The 26,645-nt window shown below is 58.0% G+C and carries 15 protein-coding genes, 1 tRNA gene and 2 pseudogenes; 4 read left to right on the forward strand and 14 right to left on the reverse strand.

What is annotated here, in order from left to right; genetic code table 11:
• Nucleotides 1-42 precede the first annotated feature (42 nt).
• From CUU80_RS07100 to CUU80_RS07135, 8 genes are all read right to left on the reverse strand, one after another.
• Entirely contained in the window at nt 43-681 is a 639-nt protein-coding gene (locus CUU80_RS07100) for a TetR/AcrR family transcriptional regulator (RefSeq protein WP_100496624.1), read from the reverse strand.
• Nucleotides 682-843: 162 nt separating this feature from the next.
• Nucleotides 844-2,190 carry a glycoside hydrolase family 30 protein gene (locus CUU80_RS07105; protein ID WP_100496625.1) on the reverse strand — a complete coding sequence of 449 codons (1,347 nt, stop codon included), beginning with the start codon at nt 2,188-2,190 and terminating at the stop codon, nt 844-846.
• Between the two features lie 252 nt (nt 2,191-2,442).
• On the reverse strand, nt 2,443-4,578 hold the full coding sequence (locus CUU80_RS07110) for a beta-galactosidase (protein WP_100496626.1): 2,136 nt from the start codon (nt 4,576-4,578) through the stop codon (nt 2,443-2,445).
• Nucleotides 4,579-4,731: 153 nt separating this feature from the next.
• Complete coding sequence (locus CUU80_RS07115) at nt 4,732-6,060, reverse strand: MFS transporter (protein ID WP_100496627.1); 1,329 nt, start codon at nt 6,058-6,060, stop codon at nt 4,732-4,734.
• A 282-nt stretch (nt 6,061-6,342) separates the two neighbouring features.
• Nucleotides 6,343-6,987 (reverse strand): TetR/AcrR family transcriptional regulator, encoded by a 645-nt coding sequence (locus CUU80_RS07120; RefSeq protein WP_439329976.1) that lies wholly within the window; start codon nt 6,985-6,987, stop codon nt 6,343-6,345.
• 222 nt (nt 6,988-7,209) lie between these two features.
• Nucleotides 7,210-8,247: a Gfo/Idh/MocA family protein gene (locus CUU80_RS07125; protein WP_100496628.1), complete on the reverse strand. Its 1,038-nt coding sequence runs from the start codon at nt 8,245-8,247 to the stop codon at nt 7,210-7,212.
• Nucleotides 8,248-8,353: 106 nt separating this feature from the next.
• On the reverse strand, nt 8,354-9,661 hold the full coding sequence (locus tag CUU80_RS07130) for an L-lactate MFS transporter (protein WP_100496629.1): 1,308 nt from the start codon (nt 9,659-9,661) through the stop codon (nt 8,354-8,356).
• Nucleotides 9,662-9,709: 48 nt separating this feature from the next.
• On the reverse strand, nt 9,710-10,564 hold the full coding sequence (locus tag CUU80_RS07135; RefSeq protein ID WP_100496630.1) for an SDR family NAD(P)-dependent oxidoreductase: 855 nt from the start codon (nt 10,562-10,564) through the stop codon (nt 9,710-9,712).
• Between the two features lie 167 nt (nt 10,565-10,731).
• Here CUU80_RS07135 and CUU80_RS07140 point away from each other — a divergent pair, with 167 nt between their 5' ends.
• Nucleotides 10,732-11,598: a MerR family transcriptional regulator gene (locus CUU80_RS07140; RefSeq protein WP_100496631.1), complete on the forward strand. Its 867-nt coding sequence runs from the start codon at nt 10,732-10,734 to the stop codon at nt 11,596-11,598.
• Between the two features lie 11 nt (nt 11,599-11,609).
• On the opposite strand, the gene CUU80_RS07145 is transcribed toward CUU80_RS07140, so the two are convergent.
• The 5 genes and pseudogenes from CUU80_RS07145 to nrdD form a co-directional block, all read right to left on the reverse strand.
• On the reverse strand, nt 11,610-12,887 hold the full coding sequence (locus CUU80_RS07145; RefSeq protein ID WP_100496632.1) for a glutamate-cysteine ligase family protein: 1,278 nt from the start codon (nt 12,885-12,887) through the stop codon (nt 11,610-11,612).
• A gap of 248 nt (nt 12,888-13,135) precedes the next feature.
• A pseudogene (locus CUU80_RS11250) lies at nt 13,136-14,500 on the reverse strand (activase); the annotation flags it as partial.
• Between the two features lie 101 nt (nt 14,501-14,601).
• Nucleotides 14,602-18,280 (reverse strand): annotated as a pseudogene (locus CUU80_RS07150) (acyl-CoA dehydratase activase-related protein); the annotation flags it as partial.
• Between the two features lie 445 nt (nt 18,281-18,725).
• Nucleotides 18,726-19,457 (reverse strand): anaerobic ribonucleoside-triphosphate reductase activating protein, encoded by a 732-nt coding sequence (gene nrdG, locus CUU80_RS07155; protein WP_100496633.1) that lies wholly within the window; start codon nt 19,455-19,457, stop codon nt 18,726-18,728.
• 156 nt (nt 19,458-19,613) lie between these two features.
• Nucleotides 19,614-22,007, reverse strand: coding sequence for an anaerobic ribonucleoside-triphosphate reductase (gene nrdD / locus CUU80_RS07160; protein ID WP_165775889.1), 2,394 nt, complete (start codon nt 22,005-22,007; stop codon nt 19,614-19,616).
• A 413-nt stretch (nt 22,008-22,420) separates the two neighbouring features.
• Here nrdD and CUU80_RS07165 point away from each other — a divergent pair.
• From CUU80_RS07165 to CUU80_RS07175, 3 genes are all read left to right on the forward strand, one after another.
• A tRNA-Asn gene (locus tag CUU80_RS07165) sits at nt 22,421-22,496 on the forward strand.
• Between the two features lie 247 nt (nt 22,497-22,743).
• Nucleotides 22,744-24,111 (forward strand): exodeoxyribonuclease VII large subunit, encoded by a 1,368-nt coding sequence (xseA, locus tag CUU80_RS07170; RefSeq protein WP_100496635.1) that lies wholly within the window; start codon nt 22,744-22,746, stop codon nt 24,109-24,111.
• Between the two features lie 48 nt (nt 24,112-24,159).
• On the forward strand, nt 24,160-24,468 hold the full coding sequence (locus tag CUU80_RS07175) for an exodeoxyribonuclease VII small subunit (protein ID WP_100496636.1): 309 nt from the start codon (nt 24,160-24,162) through the stop codon (nt 24,466-24,468).
• A gap of 282 nt (nt 24,469-24,750) precedes the next feature.
• On the opposite strand, the gene CUU80_RS07180 is transcribed toward CUU80_RS07175, so the two are convergent.
• Nucleotides 24,751-26,607, reverse strand: coding sequence for an AMP-dependent synthetase/ligase (locus CUU80_RS07180; protein WP_100496637.1), 1,857 nt, complete (start codon nt 26,605-26,607; stop codon nt 24,751-24,753).
• Between the last annotated feature and the right edge of the window lie 38 nt (nt 26,608-26,645).

Consider the following 26,645-nt stretch of genomic DNA (forward strand, 5'->3'; position numbering starts at 1 on the left):
ACCTTCCAACAGTCCGCAAAGCCTTGAGTTCCGACCCTTACCTCAACGGTAGCCGTCCCACAGTGGCGCGGGGAACAACAGCGGCTCGAATTCGGCCCATTCTTCGTTCAAGTCGATGGCGGGTTCGCGCAGCCAACGCAACTGGATGCCATCCATGACCTCCAATGCCTTGCGCACGGTGGGGCGAACCTCATCGAATGAGGAGAATGAAGGCGGGATACGCCAATCAAAGCCGGCATAGTATCGCCAAATCGAATCCTGACGATCGGCGAACACATCATGTAGCGGGTGATCAGGATTGAACGTTTCTACCTGCAGTACGGAAAAAAGCTGAACCAGCATACGACGCTGCGAATTGTATCGCACCAAATACCGGAAGTACGCAGGCAGCCTAAGGTCATCGGCCATGGAGCCTGGCAAACCGGACGCACAGAACTCGGCCACATTGCCGCCTACGTTGTATTTTTCGAGGTACACCATGCCCAGCAGATTATCTTTGCTGCCGATATACCTCAGTACGCCCTGTTTGGTGACACCCACGGCATCCGCGACATCTTGCACAGACGTACCGTTGTACCCTCGCTCGGAGATCAGCCTCACTGCGGCATCGAGGATTTCGCGCTTGCGCTCCAGCGGCGTCTTACGGACTCGTTTGCGATCGGAAGTGGTTTCTGCGGCCATAGACGCCTAGTGTATCCCACTTCATTACCAAGCGGTAACAAACGGTTTCTACTGCGCGTCACAACAAAACCATGGTTTTGTCAGCAGTCCACGAACTAACGAAATTAAGAAAGACTCTCCTCACTGGAGCAATGAGGAGAGTCTTAAGACGACCAACAACAATCAGTCGAGTATGAAGGTGTTGAAGGAGCGCGGGGCGAGCGTGACCTTGAGGCCGCGGGAGGCGTTTGCCGGGTCGGCGAACTCGAACGGCATCTCGTTCTCCAGTGCGTTCTGGGCCACGACGACCACAGTGCCGTCCGGGTTGCGGAAGGCGATGGCCATGGAGTTGAAGTGTCCGACAGTGCCGAGCAGCACCGCGCCGGGGCGTACGTACTTGGAGAAGTGGCGCATCACGTAGTACTCGGGGTTGCGGCGCACCTCATGGGTGTCGGCGGTGATGGTGAACAGAGAGTTCTGCCACCAGCCCCACGTGGAATCCTGATCGTCCAGAATCATATTCCAGTAGGTGTATGCGGTGGCGCCGTTGCGGAAGTAGTGGTTGATCAGATGGAACACGTATTCCGCGTACTCCCAGGTGTTCTGGCCGTCGCCGCATTCGGATTCGGACTGGATGAGCTCGATCTCGGGCCAGGATTCGTGGGTGCGGGCGATGCAGTTCTGGCCGGCCCACTGGTAGGCGATGCCCTTGATGTAGTGGCGGGCGCCATCGTCGAAGAGGATGTTGTCCACGAAACGGTTGTAGTTGTTGAGGGCCATGCCGTAGCCGCCGCCGGTCCACTTCATGTCTTCCGGTCCGTTCAGGGTGCCCAGCCAGATGTCGGTGTCGAGACCGGCTTCGTCGAAGGCGGGGCCGAGGTAGTCGCGGATGAAGACCTTCAGAGCCTCGGCGTCCCACAGGGCGCTCGGGAACTTCTGGTCGGCGAACACCTCGTTCTGCACATGCAGCTGGTTCACGGTGATGCCATGCTCGGCGTAGGCCTGAATGTACTTGACCAGGTACTTGGCGTAGGCCTTGAGGTTTTCCGGGGTCTGGATGAGACGGCCGTAGTTGTAGGCCTTCGGGCGCTTCATCCAGGTCGGCGGGGACCACGGGCTGGAGAACAGGCGCATATCCGGCTGCCATTCCTGAGCACGGTGGATGTACGGGATCAAGGTCTCCTCGTCGCGCTCGACGGAGAAGTGCTCCATATCGTAGTCGCCTTCGACCTCGTCGTAGCTGTACCAGTGGTCGGCGAAATCGTTGGCGGCCACGGGCGCGCGATTGAACGTGAAGTTCATCTCTTCAGGATCGAAGAGCTCCTTGATGATCTGGTCGCGCTCGGCTTCGGCCACGGTCTGCAGCGGCAACCAGCCGAGTTCGTTGAAGCACCCGCCGAAACCGCGCAGCGCCTGGTATTCGTTGCCGTCGAGCTGCAGGTCCGGGGCGGCGGTCGCACCGGTGGCCGCAACTTCGGCCGAACGGTCCACGAGCTTGGCGTCCGGGGTGGTGGCGATCCATGTGGTCATGATGGATTTCCTTTCTTTCGGTGATTGTTGCGCGGGCCCGCGGCTCAGGCGACCCGTGCGGCTCTTCGTTGAGTTATGTCTTTTCGCTGTCAGTTGACTTCTTTATCTAACGGCTACTAGATAAATGATAACGCAAAGTATTCATTAAGATTTACCGGCGTGTCTTACCGCTCTCCACGGATAGTAAAGGAGGTATCTACCTTTCGATAGATACCTCCTTGATCACATAGATGCCGCAGCGTTGGAAGCCACTCAGCCAGCGATGACAGCGAGGTTCCAGCGTGGGATGGTCAACTCGTCGCCGACCGCGACCGGCATGCCGGGACGCACGGAGAGCGAGGCGGACGAGACCTCGTCGATCAGACCGTCGGAGCCCACGATCTGCGGGGCCACGACTACAGATCCAGTCACGGGGCTGGCGAACGAGACCGGCTCGGCCGAGTAGTTGAGCAGATAAGTCACGGTTTCACCGGCCTGGTTCGACCCCTGACGCACGACGACCTTGCCCGCGAGCGCCAGTCCGGCCGGTTCGATGCCGGCGTGGGCTACGGCCTCGCGCATCACGGCCTTCATGGTCTCGGCGTCGAGCAGGGTACCGATCCATTCGGCGCTGCCCTTGCCGAATACATGGCGGGTCACGGCCGCATAGGAGTCCCAGGCGTAGTGGCCGTAGCGGGCAAGCACTTCGGTGCCGGCCGCCGCATCCGCCTTGAGCAGTTCGATAAGCGCTTCGGCCGGAGCCTCAGGCGCACCGGCGAGCGCGGAGTCGTCCGCGAACACCACCGGCACGCGGCCCTTCGGGCGGGTGAACTGATTGTAGGTCAAGCCGAACACGTCCGTGAGTCCATGCGGCGCGCGGTCATGCCAGACGGTCACCTCGTCGTCGGCAACAAACGAACGCATCACAGAAACCAAGTGTCCGCCACCGGCCACGAAGCCGCGCAGCCGGGCGATGGTTTCCTCCGGCGTGCAGTAGAGCGCTGGGGTCACGATCATGGCGTACTGGGCGAGGCGTTCGGTGGGCGCGTCCACAGGCAGGAAGTCGCACTCCACGTTGAGCTGGAAGAGCGCGTCGTACACACGGCGCACGATGTCGTTGTAGTTGACGCCGACACCATCCGGAAAACCGGTCTCCACGCGGAACCATTCAAGCGCGGACAAAGCCTCGTTGGAGACCATGATGGCCACCTTGTTGCACTTCTTCAGATGGATCAGACGCTCGCCCACGGCCGGGTCGGCCACCTCGCGGCCGAACACGCCAGCCTCCTCATAGGTGGGGTTCGACTCCATGTCGTGGCTCAGGAGGCCCTTCCAGTACGTCTCAAAGGAGTTGTGGATGGAGTGCCAATGCCAGTACTCCACCATGTCCGCACCGGAAGCCAAGTGCGAGTAAGCCTGCAAACGCAGCTGACCGGGGAACGGCACCCAGCCGTGCTGGCCCTGCGCCTCGGTTTCGAGCACCAGATAGTTGGCCCCGTTCTTGGTGGAGCGGGTCATGTCGCCGCCGAACGCAATTTCGGTGCCGGTCAGCTCGTCCTCGGTGGGGTGATAGATGTCCACGCCGGTGATGTCCACGGCGGCCGCGGCCTTGAAGTGATCCACAGCCGGTTGCACGCCGTAGGAGTAGCCGCGCCATTCGAAGTCGAAGTTCTGGGTCACGAACTGGTCATCGCGGGCGTACTCGCGCACGATGTCCGCCTGCCATGCGAGGAATTCGGCCACCTGCGCACGGCGGAAGCGGTCGAACTCGCCACGCAGCGACTGGTTGATGGTGTTGGTCACGTCCGGGAAGTCCTCCCACGCATCCACTCGGTTGGACCAGTAGTCGAGGCCGAAGTGGGCGTTGAGCTGGTCGAGGTCGTCGTTGAACTTGGCGCGCAGGTGTTTGACGAACAGCGCCTGCATGTCGGGGCTCACGGAATCGTAGTACTTGGTCTCGTTGTCCACCTGATAGCCGATGACGGACGGGTGGTTCGCCACATGCTTGATGAGTTCGCGGATCACGCGCTCGCCATAGTAACGGTAGGCGGGGTTGACGATGTCCATGATCTGGCGCGGTCCATACTTGCCGGGTCCGTTTGGGGTTACGGCAAGCACGTCCGGGTGCATACGCACAAGCCATGCGGACACGGCGTATGTGGGCGTGCCCACGATCACAGAGATATTGTGGCGCTGTGCGGCATCCAGCGCGCGGTCCACGTGGCTGAAGTCGAAGACGCCTGGCTGCGGTTCGCAGGTGCTCCAGGTCGATTCGGCGATGCGGATCACGTTGATGCCGGCCGCGTCCATCATCTTCATGTCGGTTTCGATGCGGTCCTCGCCGGCAGGCATGTATTCGTCGTAGTAGGCGGCGCCGAACAGAATACGGTCTACGCTGTGCTTGCTCATCGTCAGGTCACTCCCCTGCCTTATGTCTGGGTTTGATTGGTTGTTTTCGGTTGGATGGATTACCGGCTTTGCGTATGCGAACGGCCGGCCCACTGAAGTTATTCGAGCGGACCGGCCGCAGCCGTAGGTTGATTTTGCACCTGAGCGCGAGACTTACTTGACGCCCTTGATCATCATGATGAATACGCAGCCGAGCAACGCGAACACGATGGAAATCGGGAAAGCGGCGGCGTAGCCGAGGGTCATGGTGATCACGGACATGAGCACCGGGCCGAGCATTTGCCCCAGGGTGGTGGCAAGGTTCAGCACACCAAGATCCTTACCAGCTTCTTCCTTGTTGGGCAGTACGTCCACGTTCAGTGCCTGGTCCACGGAGGAATAGACGCCATAGCCGAGACCTGCGATGCCGGCGTAGAGGAACATGCCCAGCGTGGTCGGCATGATCCACGGCATGGCCATACCGATGGCGAACAGCACGGAGGCGGCGATGACGGGCAGCTTGCGACGGCCGATGACGTCGGAGATCGGACCGGCGACCACGGAGCCGCCGAGGGAGACGACCATGGTGATCACGGACATGGTGGCCATGGCGGCACCGGCAGCCTTGTCGTCAAGGCCGATGTACTTCTGGAAAATGAGCAGCTGGTAGACAGTGATCATCTGGTAGCTCAGCAACATGCACAGACGACCGGCGAAAGCTTTGTAGAAGTCGTGAGCGGTGGAGAACTTCGGAGGAATGAAGCTCTTAAGCACATCAGAGGCCTTGCCCTCGTCCTTAGGCAGGAAGTCGGCGGAGGATTCCTTCGGCACGATGAGCACGGCGACGATACCGCCGAGGAACATGAGGATACCGGCGAGGATGAAGCCCGGGAACGGGTTGAGAATAAAGGCGGAGCCGATGAGGGTGCCGATCGGAGCGCCGCAAGTCTGGCCAGCGCCGAAGAAGGCGGACATGGTGCCGCGCACGTTCATCGGGATACGATCGGAGATCATGGCGACCAGCGGGGCGATCATGGCGTTGAGGCCAAACATGCACAGGCAGTAGATGATGGTGATGGCCACGGCGTTGGAGACCATGCCGGTGAGAAACAGGGTCACGCCACCGAGGATGGCGCCAAGCACGATGAACGGGGTACGACGACCCCACTTGGAGCGGGAACGATCGGACAGGGTACCGAACAGGAGGTTGGAGACCAGCGAAGCCACTGCGGTGCATGCGTTGATCACACCGGTCAGTCCTTCGACATCCGGACCGAAGATGGACTGCAGATGCTTGGTGAGCAGCACGGCAGAGACGATGGCCAGGCCGCTCATCCACAGCAGGCCGAAGACCAGGAAGCCCGCGCCAAAGCGGAATAGAGTGACCTTATCCATGGTCTTTCCGGTTTCGGGCGACAGCGACGGATCCTTATCTGCCGCGGCGATGTTCGCATTGAAGGCCGCCAGACGCTCGTCTGCGGGGATTGCGGTTGAAGCACTCATCCTTGACCTCGTGTTTCCTTTTCCTGTGTCTGCTTTGACATGTATCTAACATACATTAGATATGCCATTAGCATAAGTGCGCACGACTCGTTTGTCAAATTTTTATATAACAACTATTAGATACATGAAAACGTTGAAATTCCATCATTTAACAGCGGAAAACGCCCAACACGACACGCGGAAATATTTTTATCTATCAGAAATTATTCAAAAGCATATAGTACTGATGCGCCACCAACGACACTGTCGGCAGCGCATCAATCAATCAGACCAGTCAAGGCATCAGCGATAGTTATCCCAAAGCGGCGCAGGGAAAATGAGAGCCTCAAACTTCAGCCACTCGTCATAGAGATCCACCGGAGGCTGACGCATCCAGCGCAACTGCACGCCGTCCATTGCCTCGATGCACAATCGCACCACAGGCTTCATGGACTCCTCCCACAAGCCCAACTGAGAGGGAATCACCCACGGGTATCGCGAGTAATGATCCCACACCGCCTCCGGACGATGCTCGAAGTACTCGAACAGAGGGTGCTCCGGGCTGAACGCCTCAGCTTCAAGACTCATGTACAGCCGCACCAACTCGCGCCGTTGCGCGTTATAACGAACCAGATAGCGCAAATATGAAGGAAACAGCAGGCGTTCAGGGGCACTGCCCGGCAATCCAGACTTCATAAAGTCGTCCGGAGTGCCAAACGTATCGTAATTATCGGTAATCAGCATCGACAACAATCCCTCCTTGTTGCCGATGTAATGCAGCAGACCCGGCTGACTCATGCCCACCGCATCCGCCACATCTTTCAAGGACGTGCCGTAATATCCCTTCTCCCCCACCAGACGCACCGCCGCCTGCGCGATTTCGGCGCGACGTTCTTCGGGACTTTTACGCACTCGTTTGTTTTTCGTCGCTGCTACCATGCCAGCCATTATATCGAATGTTAATTCGATAAGACGTATTCCCTATCTTTCCAATCGTACTTTTCGCACGAAAACCGTTTTCCGGCTGCACCAGAGCACTTCAAAACATACTTTTCGCGCGAATAGTGCGCGGAAAGCCCCCGCAAGGGCCTCATCGCGCACTATTCGCGCGAAAAGTATGAAACAGCGCACCACAGAGCGCCACGAGTACCGCAGCGCACCGGCGAAAATCTACAGCCGCACGAGTTCTCCGCCGTCCGCCGCACGCTTCACGGCGTTCAACACTTCAAGCGTCTTGATCGCATCTTCGGGGGTTACCAACGGTGCCTCCTCGCCGCGAATCACACGTTCGAAATGTTTCAGCTGCAAACGGTGCGGCAATCCTTCGCGCACACCTTGCACTTCGCAGACGAATGGCTTGGTCCAGTCACTCACACCACCGGCATGAGAGAACAAATGCAGCCGGGGCAGCGAAAGCGAGGCCTTAGTGCCCATGATGTAATAGGCATCCGTGTCGTATGGCGCAAAGAACGGATTCTCACGCGCGGTGGATTCCCAGTTCCACGGGCTCGCCGCCGAATCAGACAACGTGATGGTGCCCAACGTACCGTTGGCGAACCGCACGGTAGCCACGGCAGAATCCTCCACCTCGAATCCGCGTGCGGCATTCGCGGACATGCCCTGAATCTCCACTGGCTCGCCGATGAGATAACGCATGAGGTCCACGTCATGCACCATGTTCACCAGAATCGGACCGGCACCCTTCTGCCTGCGCCAGGGGATGTCATAGTAGGTGTCCGGCTTGTACAGGTTATACAGTATCGCCACGGTCACGATTTTGCCGAGTGCACCGGATTCGATGATTTCCTTGGCACGGCGAACCTTGGGATTATGGCGGCGGTGCTGCCCCACCAGTACCGGCACGCCCGAAACGCGGGCTTCGGCGGCAAACGCGCGAGCATCATCCAAATCATCGCTGATCGGCTTTTCCACCAAAGTGGGGATGCCATGCTTGATGGTTTCGCGAGCCATCGGCACATGCAGGTGATTCGGCGAAGCAATCACCACACCATCCAGCGCAGTGCACTCCAGCATCTCCTGGTAATCGGCGAACCATGGCACGCCTGCGTCTTTGGCCACTTGTTCGGTGGCAGGCATCGGATCGGCGATGGCCACCAGACGAGCGTCGGCATCGTCCTGAATGTAGCGGATATGGTCGCGGCCCATGGCACCAGCGCCAATAACGGCCAATCGAAGTTGTTCTGTCATCATTGCTCCTTTATCTATATATCGAATGGGCGTAGTGCGACTCTGCAGCTATCCCTCAGTCACCTTGGCGACAGCTCCCCTAGCAAGGGGAGCCAGAGGCGAGGGATTACTTCCTCACCGGCATCATCGTGCCGGTTTTCTTGACTTTGGCGGCGAGCAGCAGCACAATCACCAAGCCGAGCACCGTGATGCCAGCCGCTGCATAAAATGCGATGCGGTATCCGTAAGCCTCGGAGTGCAGGCCGGTGGCCAAGCGCGGGCCGATCCAGGCGCCGAGCGCATAGCCGAGGAACATGATGCCGTAGTTCACACCGAGGTGCTTGGTGCCGAAGGTTTCACCGGTCAGTGGCGGGTAAATGACCAGCAATGCGCCAAAGGCGAAGCCGAGCACAATCACGCAGGCCACGAAGAACACGGCGTTGTAGGCGAACGACATGGCGACCATGGCGAGTGCGGTGATCACCAGCATCAACGACAGGCATTTGAATGCGCCGAACTTGTCATAGAGCGCGCCGAACGTCAAACGGCCTAGGAAGTTGGAGATGGTGGAGATGGATACGGCCATGGCACCGAATGCGGCAGCGGTCATCGTGCCCACGGCTCCCACATGTTCCTGCGAGATGGAGGAGACGGCACCTACCAGCATGGTGCCGGAGGTGGCTGCCATCGCGTAGACGGCGAGCAGAATGTAGAAGCGTGGCGAGGTGAGCATGGCCTTGAAGTCGAAGCTTCCATCATCGCCAGTTTGGGCCGATGCGACAGTTGCCGGCCTGTCGGCGACCGGAGGTTCCCAACCTTTGGGTCGATAATCCGCTGGCGCGGGGTGCACGAACAGTGAGCCCACTGTAATGGTCACCCAGAAGGTGACGCCGAGAATCTTCAGCGCATTGGAAACACCGAACGCACTGGACAGGGCGTTGGCTACCGGAGCAAGTGTGGCCGGGCCGATGGCGGCTGCGGCCAAGAGGATGCCGGATGCTTTGCCTCGAATATCCGGGAACCAGCGCTGTGCGGTGGTAAGTGCCGGGTTGTACACCAAGCCATTGCCGACTGCTGCGATGAGACCATGGCAGATATACAGCATCGGCAGACTGTCGGCCATGCCGGTCAGGAACCAGCCGAGACCGAAGACAAAACCACCGACGAGCATCACCGTGCGTGGGCCGAACTTATCCGAAATACGTCCGGAAAAGATGCCGGTGACGGCCATCACGGTTTGGAAAATGGAGTATGAGAGGCTGACTTCGGCCGGCGTCCAACCGTGTTGCTCGGAAAGCGGGTTCAAAAACACGCTGAACAAGGCAATCGAAGCCACGAAGAACATGACGACAAACGCCGCAGAAAGCACGCCATAGCGGCTGGGCTCATGCTTGGCGACTGCGCCGGCACCTGAAGCCGCGGTAAGGGAAGTCATGAATAATCCTTTCTGTATTGCGCTGTTTGTGCTGTGCTGTTTGACTGATTACAGCAGTCCGCGCTGCTTCAGGGAGTTGATGGCAAATTGACGACGACCGCCCGGCTTGGGAGTCAGATCACCCATCATCAAATGGAACCCGCCATCCACGCTGATTTCGTCACCGTTGACGAAGTCGGAACGCTTGGAGGCGAGGAACGCTACCGCGTTGGCGATATCCTGCACCTCTCCAATACGACGGGAAGCAATCAATCGTTCGCGTTCCTCGGTCACCTTCGGGTCGGCGTAGAAGGATGCGCTCATCGGCGTCTTGACGAAGCATGGGCAGACGCAGTTAGAGCGGATGCCAAACGGCCCCCATTCGGCGGCGATCATCTTGGAAAGCATGCCAAGACCGGCTTTGGCGCATGAATAGGCGCCCGAGAAGGTTTCCGGCGAGTGAGAAGCCACAGTGGAGATGTGTACAATGCGGCCCGCCTTGTGTTCCAGCATCACTGTGCCGAACGCTTGCGAAAGGATGAATGCGCCGGTCAGATTCACATTGATGACATCTTTCCAATCGGAAAGCGGCAGATCCTCCAGTGGCGCGAAACGCAGAATGCCAACCGTGTTGACGAGCACATCCACAGTGCCGAAATCCTCAACGACCTTATCTTTAAGAATCTCCACATCGTCGGCATCAGAAACGTCGCAACCATAGCCGCGCGCTTCCACACCATATTCGTCGGCAAGTTGCGCTGCATATGCGGCAGTATGTTCTTCGCTGATATCGACCAATGCCAATCGGGCTCCGGCATGCGCCAGTTCGGCTGCGATAGCGGTGCCCATGCCACCTACCGCTCCGGTGACTACGCATACATCACCGGACAGTCCCAGCCAGCTGTTGTCTTTGCGCTCGTCCATGAGCGAACCTCCTGCGTTCGATCACTGTTGTCAGCGCACGCCACCGTGCGCTTATGTGCCAGGCTCGGCCTCATCCACATTGATGCTGCCGGGCTTGGTAGCTGCGATGCTAAACTTTGCCCCGAGGGTAAGGTCAAATTATCGCGATGAACAAAGGAGTGTCATCAATGCGCGAGGATGATGATCTACTGACCATCGGTGAAGTCGCCAAGATTGATGGCACCAGTGCCAAAGCGTTGCGCTATTACGATGCACATGGCATTCTGACGCCGTTTGCAACCGACCCGCACACGGGTTACCGGTATTACACACCTGATCAGATGCTGGAGATGGATGTGATCCGGCTGTGCTTGGATGCCGGGGTTCCGCTTGATTCGATTGAATCATTCCGCAGGTCCGACGGCTCGCTTGATTGGCGTACATTGATGGAAACCGGGCGCGAGCGTGTGGCGCGGGAGGTCTTGCGCCTGCGCACGTTGGAGACCAGTCTTAATGATTTTCTTGGCGAGGTCACGCGAAAAGCCCGCACGCCCGCCGATGGCATCGTGCGTTCCGATTTGCCGCCCACGTGGATGCTGGGAAAGCTTTGGCCGTATTTTGGCGATTCATTCCCATTGAAGCCGTATTTACGGGCGATGACTTTGTTGCGCGCTGCCGTGCGCGACGCAGGTCTGCCACGACTGCTGCGTCGGGGTATTTTGGTGGATTTGCCGAGACATAAGGCGTACGCGTATCAACAGTTCGAGCCCAAGGCCGCAGGCGATGCATGTGCTGGCGGCGAACCACCGCATATTGATTTCGGCTTCGATGCCGCTTTGACCGTTTTCCACCCGGATGGCGGCCTCGCTGAGGGACAGGTCATCGAGAGGGAGTCATTGACCGCATGCTTCGAGGAGGCCCTTGCCATGACCGCCCAGTTCGATCCGGAACAGTGGCGTCATGTCACCATTTGCGAAATTTGGGGTAGCCATACTGCAGAAGGTTCAATGCGAGTAAGAATGACCCGGCATCATTGCGATGCCGGGCGCATGTAGATTCGCTTCCGCTACTCCTGGAATACGTCCGGATGATTCGGGTCGCCCGGAATATCTGCCAGCAGGCCTTCGAGCCCGAGGAATTCCTTCCAGAATTCAAGCGGCTGTCCGTACGGTGAAGCCTGACGACCATGAGCTTGAATATTGGCCTTGGCCTCGTACACCTCTTCTTCAGTAATACCGTCGAAGTAACTTTCGAGCCGTTCGCGGTTCTCCGGGACATAGAACAAGGAGGCCACGATTTCAGTCAAACGCTCCGCACGTTCGATCGGCAACGAATCCCAATGGCGCAATTCCACGAAGTTCTTCAAACGCACGTCGTTGAAATGCGTGGAGATGATGTGGTTGATCTCGTATGGGTTGAGCTCGCGATCCGGATACACATCGCCGGCGTTCTCTCGGAAGGCAGGGCGATGCAGTTCCTTCGGGCTGGCACCGGAGGCCACTGCCTCAGGCGTGTGCGTCAAATCAGCGAACATCAGCGGCGTGGACAGTACGTCAATCGCATAGTCCTCCCAGCCGAAACGTGGATCGAACAGTCCCGGAATCACATTCGTGCGCTGGAAGTCAAGGTAATCCCACATACGCTGACGCAACAGCGGCCATGGATTCGTCTCACCTTCGAAATACGGGGTGTTGCGGAAGAAGTATGCCAGAATCGGACCGATCACGGTACCCAGACGCATCTTCTCAATGGCGTCATGCTCATCCACGAAGTCGATGCTGACCTGTGTGGATGCGGAGCAACGCATCATGCACGGACCGAACTGGCCTACGCGACCCAAGTAGTCGGTCATCGCATCGTAACGGTCCTTGGGATTTACCGGCACATCCGCGAAGCTCGACTTGGGCTGGTAGCCATAGTTGACCAAACGGAAGTCAAGATCCTTTAAAATCGGATCGGCTTCACGACGGAACTTGGTATACAGGGTAATCAGATCACTCGGCTTTTTCAGGATGCCGATGGAGGTTTCCACCTGACCGCCAGGCTCTAGAGAAACCGAGACCCCTGGGCGTCCCAGACCTACCAGATGACCGTTCTCCCAATATTCCTTTTCTTCGTCATAGTAAGGAGCGAGTCGTTTGAGCAGCGTCTCAATGCCATTCGGCTCGTAATAGCTGACGGCGGTATCGCTGCCGTTATGCACCGGCAAATGCTCGATTTCCACACCGAATCCACCGGTGCCGCGCTCAGCACGGCCGCTTTCAAAGAACTTCAGCAGGCTTTCGACATGCTTGGGGTTCGGCTTGGCGAGCAGATGCGCATAACTAATCCTCGGAGTAACCATAATCGGTATGGTAAGCGAGACGAAAGGCTGCCGCGCCCGAACGCCCGTCAATCGGCTATACGAAAAACCGATAGCGGGTACTCGCGTCGTGCATTATAAAATCGAACTGCAAAATGCGGCTTACTGCTATGGAGTGTTTGGGCGGTAGGTGACATCTTCAGACCGTAAGCTTGGCCGAACGGCCTTGAGTGTGTCGGAAGATGTCACCTACCGCCCAAACACGGTTACGCTACCGTACCAGTTTCACATCAGTCAGCGGACGTGAAGCCCTGCGGTTCCCCGGTTTCCGCGAATTTGGCATTGTGAGCCTTCTTCGCGGCCGCGATCATCAGCTTGATACGGTTGAGCTGGTTAGCTTCGGAGGCACCAGGATCGTAATCGATGGAGACGATGTTGGCTTCCGGATGCAGTCGGCGAATCTTGCCGAACATGCCGCGGCCGGTCACATGATTCGGCAGGCAGGCAAACGGCTGTGCGCAAATCACATTCGGGCAGCCCTGTTCGATGAGCTCCAAGATCTCGGCAGTCAACAGCCACCCCTCACCGGCCTGCACACCGATGGAAGTGACTTCACCGGCCTTTTGGACCAGTTCAGGCATCGGATCGTCCTGCTTGAACTTGCCGTGGGACAATGCGATGGCCTTCTTGATCGGCGCATTGTACCGATCAAGCCCCCAGCGCATGAGCGCGTACAACGTTTTGTTACCACCCATACCGAGGTTCTTTTCGTTCCAGTCGGTGATGTATGGACGTGTGGTCATGAATTCCATAATTCCGGGCACCACGGCCTCACAATCCTGGGATTCGATGACATCCACCACGTGATTGTTGGCATCCGGCTGGTATTTAACCAAGATCTCGCCCACTACGCCGACACGCACCTTGCGCGGAATATCCTTCAGAGGCAGCGCGTCGAAGCTTTTCACGATTTCCTTGGCGAGCGTGCCGTATGGCAGGTAGCCCTTCTTGAGCCACGGGGTTTTGGCCGCGGTCTTGGAGAAGCCATGATGCTCGATAGTCTCACGCACAATGGTGTCCCACTGCTCGTAGAGCTTATTGGCCGCACCCTTTTCCGCTTCATACGGGCGTACGCGGTAGAGGCATTTCATCAACAAGTCACCCAGAATCAGCGCCTTGACCGCGCGATGCAGCAAAGCGGGAGTAGCCTTGAAGCCGGGGTTGTCTTCCAAACCTTGGGTGGAGATGGCGATCACAGGAATCTGCGGATAGCCTGCATCGATCAAAGCCTTTCGGATCAAACCGAAATAGTTGGTCGCACGGCACATGCCACCGGTCTGCGTGATGGCGAGGCATACCTTGTCCGGATCGTATTTGCCTTGCTGAATGGCGTCGATGAGCTGGCCAATCACCATGATGGCCGGATAGCAGGCGTCGTTGTTCACATATTTGAGGCCGGTCTCCACGTCATCACGGGAGGCATGCTTCAAAATGTCGAACTTATAGCCGCCAGAACGGATCACGGATTCCACGAGCGAGAAGTGGATCGGACTCATCTGTGGAGCCACAATGGTGTAATCCTTCTTCATGTTCTTCATGAACTTCTCGCGGTGAGCGTAGCGGCTCATCGTGGCATTGTTGTGGCCAGAGTGCTTCTTGCTGTTCTTGACCGGCGACTGGTCAACAGTGCCGTTGGAACCGGCAAGTACGTTCTTGGCGTCCACTGCGGCCTTGATGTCACGTGCAGCGGCCTTTTTGGACGCTTCGCGCATGGCTTTGGTGAGCTTCGGATTGGCTGACATCGTGGTGTCGAGCAATACCTGGCGACCAGGAGTCGGCGCCTTGGAACCGGTCTTGCGGAAGCCCATCGGCTTGGGACCGGCGGACTGTACATCGACGGATTGTTCGGCTTTGACCTTGGCTTCGGCGGCTTCGACCGCCGCCTGCGCCTCGGCCAATGCTGCCTTAGCAGCAGCCAAATCAGCCTCAGCCTGGGCTTGAGCAGCTGTACGAGCCTTTGTCTCTGCCTCATCCGCAGCTACAGTACCGTCTTCGCGAACCGCCGAGCCCATAGCCCGACTTGCAGCAGCAGCTTCGCGCGCCTTGTTGGCCTCACGTTCCTCGACGGCGGCTTTGAGCGAACGCAATCGAATCTTGGCTGCACCAAGGTTGGACACTTCATCGATTTTGAGCAGCGTATACACGTCGGCCTTGTCGGCGAGGATTTCGGCCACCTGATCAGTGGTGATGGCGTCGAGTCCGCAGCCGAACGAGTTGAGCTGAACGAGTTCAAGTCCCGGATACGAGGCCACGAAATGCGCGGCCGCATACAGGCGGGAGTGATAAGCCCACTGGTTGGTCACACGCAACGGCATCTTGGTCACTGTACGATCACCCACGTGACGGAATCCAGCGGCATTCTTGGCGCGCGGATCAGCTTCGCCTTCCGCAAGGAATGCGGTGAGATTGAGCTTCTCCCCCGGCTGCAGTTCGCAGATGGAATCCTCGGAGAGCACCACCATGCCGAGTGAGCAGATGGTTTCGGGGATGCCGTGGTTGATTTCGGGGTCGATGTGGTATGGGCGGCCGGCGAGCACGATGCCGCGGCAGCCGTGCTCCTTCATGTAGGCGAGTGCGGCAAGACCTTCCTGCTGCACGTCGTGCTTGAACACCTTGTCTTCGGCGTAGGCGGCCTTGACTGCTGTTTCGGCTTCCTCACGGGTCACGTTGGCCCATGCGAACTCTTCAACGATACGATCCACCATAAGCTCATGGTTGGCGAGGTTGAAGTAAGGATGCATATAACGCACATCCGGGTCGCGCAGTTCGGGCATGTTCGCGCCGACCACAAGCGGGTAGTTGGCCACCACCGGGCAGTTGTAGTGGTTGTCGGTGTTGGGAACCAAGTTGTCCTCGTACGAGACACACGGGTAGAAGATGGTCTTCACGCCCTTGTTCAGCAACCACTTGATATGGCCATGCACCAGCTTGGCCGGGTAGCAGATGTTCTCGGAGGCTATGGATTCGATGCCAGTCTCGAACAGTTCGTGAGAGCTACGGCCGGAGATCATCACCTTGAAGCCGAGAGAGGTCAGGAGCGTGAACCAGAACGGGTAGTTCTCGTACATGTTGAGCGCGCGCGGAATGCCGATCTCGCCGCGGGTGGCCTTCTTGTCGGTAAGCCTGCGGTAGGCGAAGCAACGCTTGTACTTGTAGTCGTAAAGGTTCGGACGATCGGAACGCTTTTTCTTGGCGTCGCCGCCGCGTTCGCAACGGTTGCCGGTCACGAAACGGGAGCCGTCGGAGAATGTGGTGATGGTGAGCTTGCAGTGGTTTTGGCACAGCTTGCACACGTCGCGCTCGGTGGTCATCGACATGTTGTCGAGCGCCTCGCCGGTCAGGATGGAGCTGGCAGTGTGGGCCACGCCATCCACGATCACGGTGTGGGTTTCCGGTTCGGCCGCTGCCACGGCACCGCCTGCAGCGGTTTTCTTGAAGCCATTGGCCTTATCAGCACTTGCCTTGTTTTCATCCGTCTTGGCATTGGCTGCAGCTTCGGCCGGCTGCTGTTTCTCTTCGGAGCCATCGGCCTTGACCGCCACGTCCAGGTGGTCGGCTTCGTCCTGATAATGCATGCGTGCGGTCAGGGCCGCGCCGAACGCGCCCATGAGACCGGCGATGTTCGGTCGGGTCACCTTGCGCTCGGTCAGCAGTTCGAAGGCGCGCAGCACGGCATCGTTCAAGAACGTACCGCCCTGAACCACCACAGTGTCGCCGAGTTCGCCGGAGTCACGCAACTTGATGACCTTATACAAAGCGTTGCGCACCACGGAATAGCACAGGCCGGCGGCGATGTCCTCGATGGAGGCGCCTTCCTTCTGCGCCTGCTTGACCGACGAGTTCATGAATACGGTGCAGCGCGAGCCCAGGTCCACCGGGTGCGTGGAGGCGAGCGCCTTCTGGGTGAATTCCTGGATCGTCAGGCCCATGGACATGGCGAAGGTCTGCAGGAACGAGCCGCAACCGGACGAGCAGGCCTCGTTGACGGCGATGGAGTCAATGACGCCGTCCGTGATGGCCAGATACTTCATATCCTGACCGCCGATGTCGATGACGGCGGTGACGCCGGGGCTGACCATTTCGGCACCGCGGTAGTGGGCCATGGTCTCGACCACGCCCTCGTCCAGATGCAGGCCGGTGGTGATGAGACCTTCGCCGTAGCCGGTGGCGCACGATCGTGCGATCCACGCGCCTGACGGCAGTTCGGACTGAATCTTCTTGACGATGTTGATGGCCGCGGTCAGCGGGCTGCCCTCGTTGTTGGCATAGGAGGACCAGACGATCTCACGGTCGTCGTTGACGAGCGTGGCCTTGATGGTGGTCGAGCCGGCGTCGATGCCCAGGAAGTGAGGGCCATGCGCGCCTTCGAGCGTGCCGATATGTATATGTTCTTTGTGATGGCGTTCATTGAAGGCCTCACGGTCAGCTTCCGTGGGGAACAACGGCGGCATGGTGGGCGTATTGGAAGGCAGGTTCTCCAACTCCTCCAAGCGCTTGAGAATATCTGCGCAGGTGCGCGCTTCAAAGTGATGGCCTTCATCGTCCGAATCGATATCCGACTGCAACGCGGCACCGTACGCCACATAGAGATGGGCATTGGTGGGCACGATGAACTCGTCCACCTTGCCTTCGAGTGCACGCTGGAAGGCGGCGCGCAGTTCGGACATGAAGAACAGTGGGCCTCCGAGGAAGATCACGGTGCCGTGGATCGGACGGCCGGAGGCTAGACCGGCGATCGTCTGCGTGGCTACAGCAGTGAAGATGGAGGCCGCGAGGTCCGGCTTGGCGGCACCGTCGTTGATGAGCGGCTGCAAGTCGGTTTTGGCAAACACACCGCAGCGGGATGCGATCGGATACAGGTTCTCGTAGCTCTTGGCCATCTCGTTGAGGCCGGATGCATCCGTGTCGAGCAAGGTGGCCATCTGATCGATGAACGCACCGGTGCCGCCCGCGCACGAGCCGTTCATACGCTGTTCGGGGGTGGGCTTCAGGTACGTGATCTTGGCGTCCTCGCCACCGAGCTCGATGATGACATCCGCCTGCGGATACTCCTTGTCGATGGCCTCGGTTTCGGCGATGACCTCCTGGATGAACGGCACATGCATGTTGTCCGCAAGAGCCAAGCCGCCGGAACCGGTGATGGCCAGACGAATCGGCTCGTCGCCACGACCGAGCTCCTCAAGCTGCTTATGGATGTCCACCAGCAGACCGGCCACGGTGGCACGCACATTGGCATGGTGACGGCGGTAGTCGGAGAAGAGGGTGGATTTGAGGGAATCAGACTGGTCGAGCACCACTGCTTTGACGGTGGTGGAGCCAATATCCAGTCCTACGCGCAACGGCTTGACGTTTCCCGATACAGCTGCTGCGGCCACATTCGCGCTCGGCGCGGCACTCGCATTCACCTGCGTGTCCGTGCGTGCAGTGCGGGCGTCGTCCGTAGTCACGTTCGATGCGGTATCAACCATGTGTTCCTCTTAGCTTCGGCCTCCGGGATGGCGCCTTCCCCTCAGGCACCATGAAACCGTCTCGGACGGCTGGCAGGCACCCTGCGGACGGCTTCGCCCGGCTACTTCTTCGGCTTTAGCTTAGTCTGACCACCTGCCCAACATGGCATTCGCCTTCGTGATTTCGCTCACGGAAAGCATGTTTTTCAACATTTTCAAGATATTGTTGGTTACGTATGCAAAACATCCATAAGTTCGCGCAAACCACCACCTGTGCGCGAACTTACAAACGTTTCCATGGCGATAAATGTTTGTATGTTCGCGCAGTACACATCAGTTGCGCGAACATATGGTGTTTTTTCATACGGTGTTTTTAGGACGCTTGGCTGCCTTCGCCGGCTTCGCGGTCTTTGAGATAAATCTCGGGGATATCGCGTTCCTGATCGTGGAGTTTGGCCCAGATGATGGGCTTGCCGGCCGCAAAGGATTTCGGCACGTCGAGGATGCGCTGGTTCCTTGAACCGCGGAACTGCAGCAGAGAGTCCTTCTGATCTTTGAGATAGCGGCCGTCGACCAGAATGTCGATGAGTTTCAGGAGTTCAATCTTGTCTTCGGTCTCCCCTGGACGCATGAGCTCTTCCCACGTGTACCCAGTCCACGACCAAATGTCTTTGGTATGGCCGAATTCGGCACGAATACGCTGCGCAAGCGGCAAAAGCACAGGCGTATTCAGGAACGGCTCGCCGCCAAGAAATGTGATGCCCTGCACCCATGGGGCTTTGAGGTCTTCAATGATTTTGTCCTCAAGTTTCTGAGTGTATTCATGCCCTGCTTGGAAATCCCAGATGGACAAGTTAAAACAATCGACGCAGTGAAAAGGGCATCCGGAGACATAAAGGGAATTGCGCACACCTTCACCGTCGGTCACGATAAAGGTTTTGTAGTCGGCGATCATACGCTTCGACATGCGCCGGCCATCCCATTGGCCGGCTTTGGGATCGTTAGCGAGTCCGTTGGAAGGAACAGAAGGTCCGCGCCCAGTCTCCCCCGCCGCAAAATCATGGCGTTTGGGCTCTCGCTTTTCAGCGAGCTGAAACTCTTCCATCAACAACTCTTCCTTTCCGCTCCCGCTCAACCGTAATGTTGGGCCGGAAGCCAGGTGAGGGTCTCCCTGATATGTTGTACGACCGTAAGCTCGGCCGAACGGCCTTGAGTGTGTCGAACAACATATCAGGGAGACCCTCACGCCCCGCGCTAACGATTACTTGGCCTCTTCGAACCATTCGCGGGTGGTGCCGTCGTTCAAGGTCACGTGACCGGTCTCACCGCTCATGTGCTTGACGCGATGGGCGATCTCCTCGTGACGACCGTGCACCATCGGGCGCTGGACCGGGCTACCGAGGTAACCGCAGGTGCGCTTGGTCACGTTGCACTTGTCCGGGTCGGAGTTGCCGCACTCCGGGCACTTGAAGCCCTCCTCGGTGGGCTCGAAGTCGCCCTGGAAGCCACACACGAAGCAGTGGTCGATCGGGGTGTTGGTTCCCAAATAACCGATGCCGATGTTGTAGGCGTAGTCCCACACAGCTTCCAGCGCCTTCGGGTTGTCCTGCAGGCACGGGTACTCGCAGTAGTTGATGAAACCGCCGGAGGCGTAGTACGGGAAGTCCTTCTCGTAGTTGAGCTTCTCCATCGGGGTAGGCTGCAGCCACACCGGGTAGTGGAAGGAGTTGGTGTAGAAGTCGTGGTCAGTCACGCCTTCGATGCGGCCGAACTTCTCGCGATCCATGCGGTTGAAGCGGTCGGTCAGGGACTCAGCCGGCGTGGAGTACACGGAGTAGTGGTACCCCTCGGCTTTGCTCCACTGCTTGCACATCTCGTTCATGCGCTTGACAATGGACAGCGCGAACTCCTTGCCTTCCGGATCCCAGCCATGATCGCGAATCCAGTTCTTGCCGTAGAAGACGGCAGTGGCTTCGGCCAGACCGATGTAGCCCAGGGAGACAGTGGCGCGTTCATTCTTGAACAGCTGGTCCACATTGTCGTTGGCGCCGAGACGGCCGAAGGCACCGAAGCGGAACAGCGTCGGAGCGTTGACCGGGGTGGCCTCCTTGCAGCGCATGATGCGGAACTGCAGAGCCTGGTGGGCCACTTCCATACGCTCGTTGAACAGCTTCCAGAAGCGGGCCTTGTCGCCGTGGGACTCGATGGCGATGCGCGGCACGTTCACGGTTACCACGCCAAGGTTCATACGGCCATCTTCTTCGTCCTTGCCGGTCTCCGGGTTGATCCAGCCCTGCAGGAAGGAGCGGCAGCCCATCGGGGCCTTGAAGGAGCCGGTGATCTTGACGATGTTCTCGTAGAACACCACGTCCGGGTACATGCGCTTGGTAGCGGATTCCAGGGCGAGCTGCTTGAGATCGTAGTTCGGGTCGCCCGGGTCGGCGTTCACGCCGTGCTTGACGGTGAACACGAGCTTCGGGAAGATGGCAGTGTGATGCTCCTTGCCGAGGCCGCGGATGCGGTTCAGCAGGATGGCGCGCTGGATCTCACGGGAGAACCAGTCAGTGCCGAGGCCAAAGCCGACGGTCACGAACGGGGTCTGGCCGTTGGAGACGCGGTTGGAGTTGATCTGGTACTCCATGGTCTGCATGGCGTCGTAGATGGCCTTGCGGGTGCGGATCTTAGCCAAGATTTCGCGCTCCTGCTCCAGCTCATCGACGTCGGTGTGGAACGGAGTATCCATCGGCAGCGGTTCGCGAGAGCCGAAGTGCAGTTTGGAAGGTTCGTTCTGCTTGGCGTTCTCGACCTGACGACGGGCGAACTCCACCGGCATACCGTCCGGGATGGTCTCACGGGCTTCCTCAAGGAACTTCTCGTAATCCTTGCGGGCGTACTGGGCCAAATGTTCGTCGGCACGATTGGCGGTCTGGCCACCGTACTGGCTGGAGGCCACGTCCTTCATGATCTGGGTGATTTGCGTTGCCGCGATGGCGATGGACTTCGGAGAGGCCATCGGGGCGTTGCCGAGGGTGAAGCCGTTGGCCAGCATGTCCCAGAAGTTCGGCAGGGAACAATTGGACTGTGCGGTGAACGGAGAATAGTCGGCGTCGTGGAAGTGAATATCACCCTTCATGTGGGCGTTGGAAACGGCCGGCGGCAGCATGTTGAACGCGGCGGCCTTGCTTACGGCACCGGCCAGCAGATCGCGCTGGGTGGCGTAGACGTTGGAGTCTTTGTTGGCGTTTTCGTGGATAAGCGTCGGGTCGTGGTTGATGAAGCGCGCAACGGCCTCGTTCACGTCAGTGGCCTTGGCACGCTGAATATCACGATCAAGACGATAGTTGGTGTATGCGCGAGCCACATCGTACAGATGAGCGTCAATCAGTGCATGCTCAACAAGGTTCTGAATATCCTCAATCTTGGCGGGACCGTTGTAGCGTTCCTTGATCTCGCCTTCGACCTGGTTGGCGAAACCACGAATCATCGCTTCCTCTTCCGGGCCGACCTCCTTGTTGAGATCGCCGAAGGCGGACTTGACGGCAGAGATGATGTTGATCGGATCGAAATCGACCACTCGACCGTCACGCTTCTCGACGAGTACCACACGTCCCTTTGCGACTCCTCTGGTTTCGTCAGCGACGGCATCAGCCATCATCTGTGCGTCCATCAGACACCTCTTTCCGCTCATTCTTGACATTCTCTTCTCGCAACCGGCATCTCGATTCCACCTTCATTTGGCCGCACTTAAGACAGGCCCGATGGATATCTCTAAGGTGCCGATTGCAGAACTTCTAGAAGAATACGGCAACCCCACCCCTATATTTAGTGGACAACAGTGGCGTGTTGAACTATTTATAGTGATTATCGGCCATTTTCCGCCAATATTTCCACTTGTGTGATTAACGTAACTCTTCAGCCGCCGCGTGTCGGCTCGCTCCGACGGCACCGCATTCCACCCATGCAGGCAACCCGCATTGTACGACACGCCGAACGGAAGACAGGTTGCCTTTTTGCAACATCGATATATTATTTACTTCCTGTGCACGAGAGAAATCTCGAACACAACATTCCTGCGTAGCTCAGTTGGCAGAGCATCCGACTGTTAATCGGACGGTCACTGGTTCAAGCCCAGTCGCAGGAGCCATACAAACCTCGGATTGAAATCCGAGGTTTTTTCGTCTCAACCGGTACGCCGAGTTTTATCCCGCGTATAGCATGTCGACGCACTGCGCCCCGCAAGCCTGATTCGCAACTTCCTCAAACCGAGACCAACAAAACACTTGCCATACGGCTCCGCCTCATAGATACGAGAGCTATGCCTCAGAATCATGAGGCACATGGCCTCGGTAAAATTTTACCGGGGTTCGACCAACGCATTTATAGTGGAGTTCATGACTACTGCAACAGGTTATTCATCAGCTTCAGGAGCGCCGACCGCGGCGTCGCTGGCTTCAGTCGGATCAGGCAACGGTCAGCGGGCCACCGGCTGGGAACAGACGGGCACGCAATCGGTCTCTCCGCGCCCTGCCGCCCAGCTGCCGCAGCGTGCCGCGGAAACCACCGCACAGAACCCTTGGCCTGTCAGCGTATTGAGTGAGAAGTTCTATGGAGCCGTTGAACGGTGGCCAGCCGCTTGGGTCACTGGCCAGATCACGCAGATCAATACACGCCGCGCAGGCTCGGCATATATCACGCTTCGCGATGATTTTGAAGACATCGCCATGGAAGTCAACGGATTCGGTCGGTTCGCCGCTGCCGCCAGTCAATTTGTTCAAGGCGACCGAGTGGTCATTCACGGTAAAGCCAACCTGTGGATGAAACGGACGTCACTGTCGCTGCGCGGAGACACCATTCTCAAAGTCGGCTCCGGCGGTAGCCTCAAAGCCATGATTGATGAGCTGCGCAAGCGACTCAAAGGCGAAGGGTTGTTCGATCAGGAGCACAAGCTTTCCTTACCAGAATTTCCCAAAACCATCGGACTGATATGCGCTCCACAGGCTCGCGCTGAAGGCGACGTCATCACCAATGTGAATCTGCGTTGGCCCACCGTAACGTTTAAGGTGGCGCATGTACATGTTCAGGGGGAGCAATGCCCCGGCGAAGTAGTTCAAGCTATCAAGCAACTGGACGCCGATACGGATGTTGATGTGATTATCGTGGCGCGTGGCGGTGGTTCGTTCGAAGATCTTATCGGCTTTTCGGACGAGCAGGTGGTGCGCGCCGCCTATGCCTGTGCCACTCCCCTAGTCTCCGCCATCGGGCACGAAGACGATTGGACGCTTCTGGATTTGGTGGCTGATTTGCGTGCCTCGACGCCCACGGACGCAGCCAAACGAGTGGTTCCCGACGTCAATGAGCAGTCGCAATTGATCGAGGGGGCGATCGATCGCATGCGGCTGCGCGTAAGGTCGCGTGTGGAGAATGAGATTCGTTTGGTTGAGGGTTATGCGAATCGTCCGAGTCTGACTCAGCCACACACCATGATCGAACCGCATCAGCGAGTGATCGATGATGCCCTGCAACGGCTCGATATCGGCTTGCGCCGCATCGTGGACGATGCACAGCTCACTATAGAAAAAGCTCATGCTTCGCTGACCGCGCTCAGCCCTCAGTCCACACTCGACCGAGGCTATGCGGTGGTTCAGTCATCTGACGGCCATGTATTAGACGACGCTTCACAGGTCAACGCCGGAGACAACATCACCGTCACGCTGAAGAAGGGCGTCATCACCGCAACCACCACATCCGCGACAGTGTAAGCGCCATACATTATTCAACTATCGATACCGTTTATAAAGGAGAATCTCATGACCAATACCAACACCGAAACGAACGCAGCAGCCACCGCACCCGCATCTTCCCTAACCGACAAAGAGCGGGAACTTATCGCACAGATGCCATACGAAGAAGCTCGCGACAAGCTTATTCAGGCGGTGCAGGCTCTGGAAACCGGCGGATTGAATCTGGACCAGTCGATGCGCCAATGGGAGATCGGCGAGGCTTTGGCCAAGCGAGCTCAGGGACTGCTCAACGAGGTACGAGCCAAGCTTGATCAGGCGCAGGCCGACCAAGCAGCCAATCAAGCTACGGCGGGAACTCAGTCCAATCTGGACTGAGTTCCCCTTCGCGGCACAGCCGCTCACCTCGCCTACAGGCAGTCCACCGGACTGCCCGCTTCACGGCTCAGCCCAGTCCAATCTGGACTGAGTTCCCCTTCGCGGCACAGCCGCTCACCTCGCCTACGGGCAGTCCACCGGACTGCCCGCTTCACGGCTCAGCCCAGTCCAATCTGGACTGAGTTCCCCTTCGCGGCACAGGCAGTTTCTTGTCTAATACGCCAGTGGGTCCTACACGCCAACTGCGGCGGTAGAACCCACTGACTGTATTGGCATGCTTGGCTACTTTTTCAGTGGCACGTAGATCACAGTATCGATCAATTCTTGATAATGCTTGACGATCTGTGCACGGCGGGTTTTCAGACTCGGTGTCAGCATGCCATTGGCTTCGGTGAATTCATCCGTCAAAATCTCGAACTTACGAATGGATTCAGCACGAGACACACCTTCATTGGCGGCATTCACCGCACGCTCCACCTCGGCATGCACAATGGCGTTCTGAGACAGCGCAGCCAGATCAGGCTCCGGCTTGACTCCTTGTGATTCCAGCCATGCGTTGGCATCTGCCAAATCCAGAGTGATCAAAGCAGCAACAAACGGCTTCTTATCACCGATTACCAGACACTGATTGACTACAGGAGAAGTCATCACGGAGGCCTCCAGCAGCCCGGGCGAAACATTCTTACCACCTGCTGTGATAATCAGATCCTTCTTACGGCCGGTGATGGAAATGAAGCCGTCCTCGTTGATGTCGCCAAGATCGCCGGTATGCAACCAGCCATCGGTGATCTGCTGAGCGGTGACCTCAGGATTATTGTGGTAGCCCTTGCACACCAGAGGGCCCTTAACCACCAGTTCGCCATCCTCGGCGATGCCGGCTGTGATGCCGCACATCGGCATGCCGATCGTACCGATGCGGTTGTCTTCCGGCAGGCTTACGCACACCGGGCCACAGGTTTCGGTCATACCATAACCTTCCAGCACTGGCATGCCGATACCGTTGAAGAAATGCGACAGTTCGGAATCCATTGGAGCGCCACCGGTGATGGCGAAGTCGGCGTTCGGTCCGAAAATCGTACGAATCTTCTTATACACCACCTGCTCATAGAAGGCATGGGCGATGCGACCGCCCAAGGGAAGCTTCTCTCCACGCTGTTCGGCACGGGACCATGCACGCGCATTTTCAGCCGCGCGTGAGAACAACTTGCCGGCAAAACCGCTTCCGGCTCGCTGCGAGGCGGCGTTATAGACCTTCTCATACACGCGCGGCACGGCAAGCAGCAACGTAGGCCCGAAAGTTTCGAAATCCTTGACCATGGTCTTCATATTCGAGCTCAACGCCAAGGTGATTGTACCGGCGAAGCTGAAGAATTCCATGAACCGTGCAAACACGTGACTCAACGGCAGGAACAGCAGCAGACGACGATCCGGCCAAGCGCCGGCACGCGGCATATACTGCAACGCCGAAAGCACGAGGAACGCAAAGTTGCGATGGGTGAGCTCCACGCCCTTAGGTGTTCCGGTGGAGCCTGACGTATAGACGATGGTGGCCAGATCATCACCGTGGGAGGCGTTTTTGTATTCCCAGAATTCGGCGTCGGTCACGCTTGTACCGTAAGCGGTGATGGCGTCGAGCCCACCGGCCTCGATAACGAACACATTGCGCAGCGTGGGCACTTCATCGCGCACGGATTCGATTTTGTCACGCTGGCCATCGTCTTCGGCAATGGCGATGGTGACTTGAGCATCATTGAAGATCCAGCTGACCTGGCTGGCTGAATTCGTTTCGTAGACCGGTACGGTGAGCGCGCCGATGGACATGATGGCCATATCCAGCGCGGTCCACTCCCAACGGGTATGGGAGACGATGGATACCGCATCGCCTTTTTTCACGCCGAGTCCGATCAGCCCTTTCGCCAAGCCGATCACAATATCACGGAACACTTGAGCACTGTATGGCCGCCAAGCGCCGTCCTCGCCCTTGACTTCAATCATCGAGCCATCAGGATCGCGTTCGGCGCGTCGATCAAGCAAATCAAACAGATTGATGTCACTGTCAATCGGCTCTTTGACGGGATTGGTGAACTGTTTGACGATGGTGGTGTCATTGTGTGCCACGTCAGCGATGTTTTCGGTCATACTCCTATGTAACTCCAATGACATTACAAATTCCGCAT

Source organism: Bifidobacterium scaligerum (assembly GCF_002802865.1).
Lineage (GTDB): Bacteria > Actinomycetota > Actinomycetes > Actinomycetales > Bifidobacteriaceae > Bifidobacterium > Bifidobacterium scaligerum.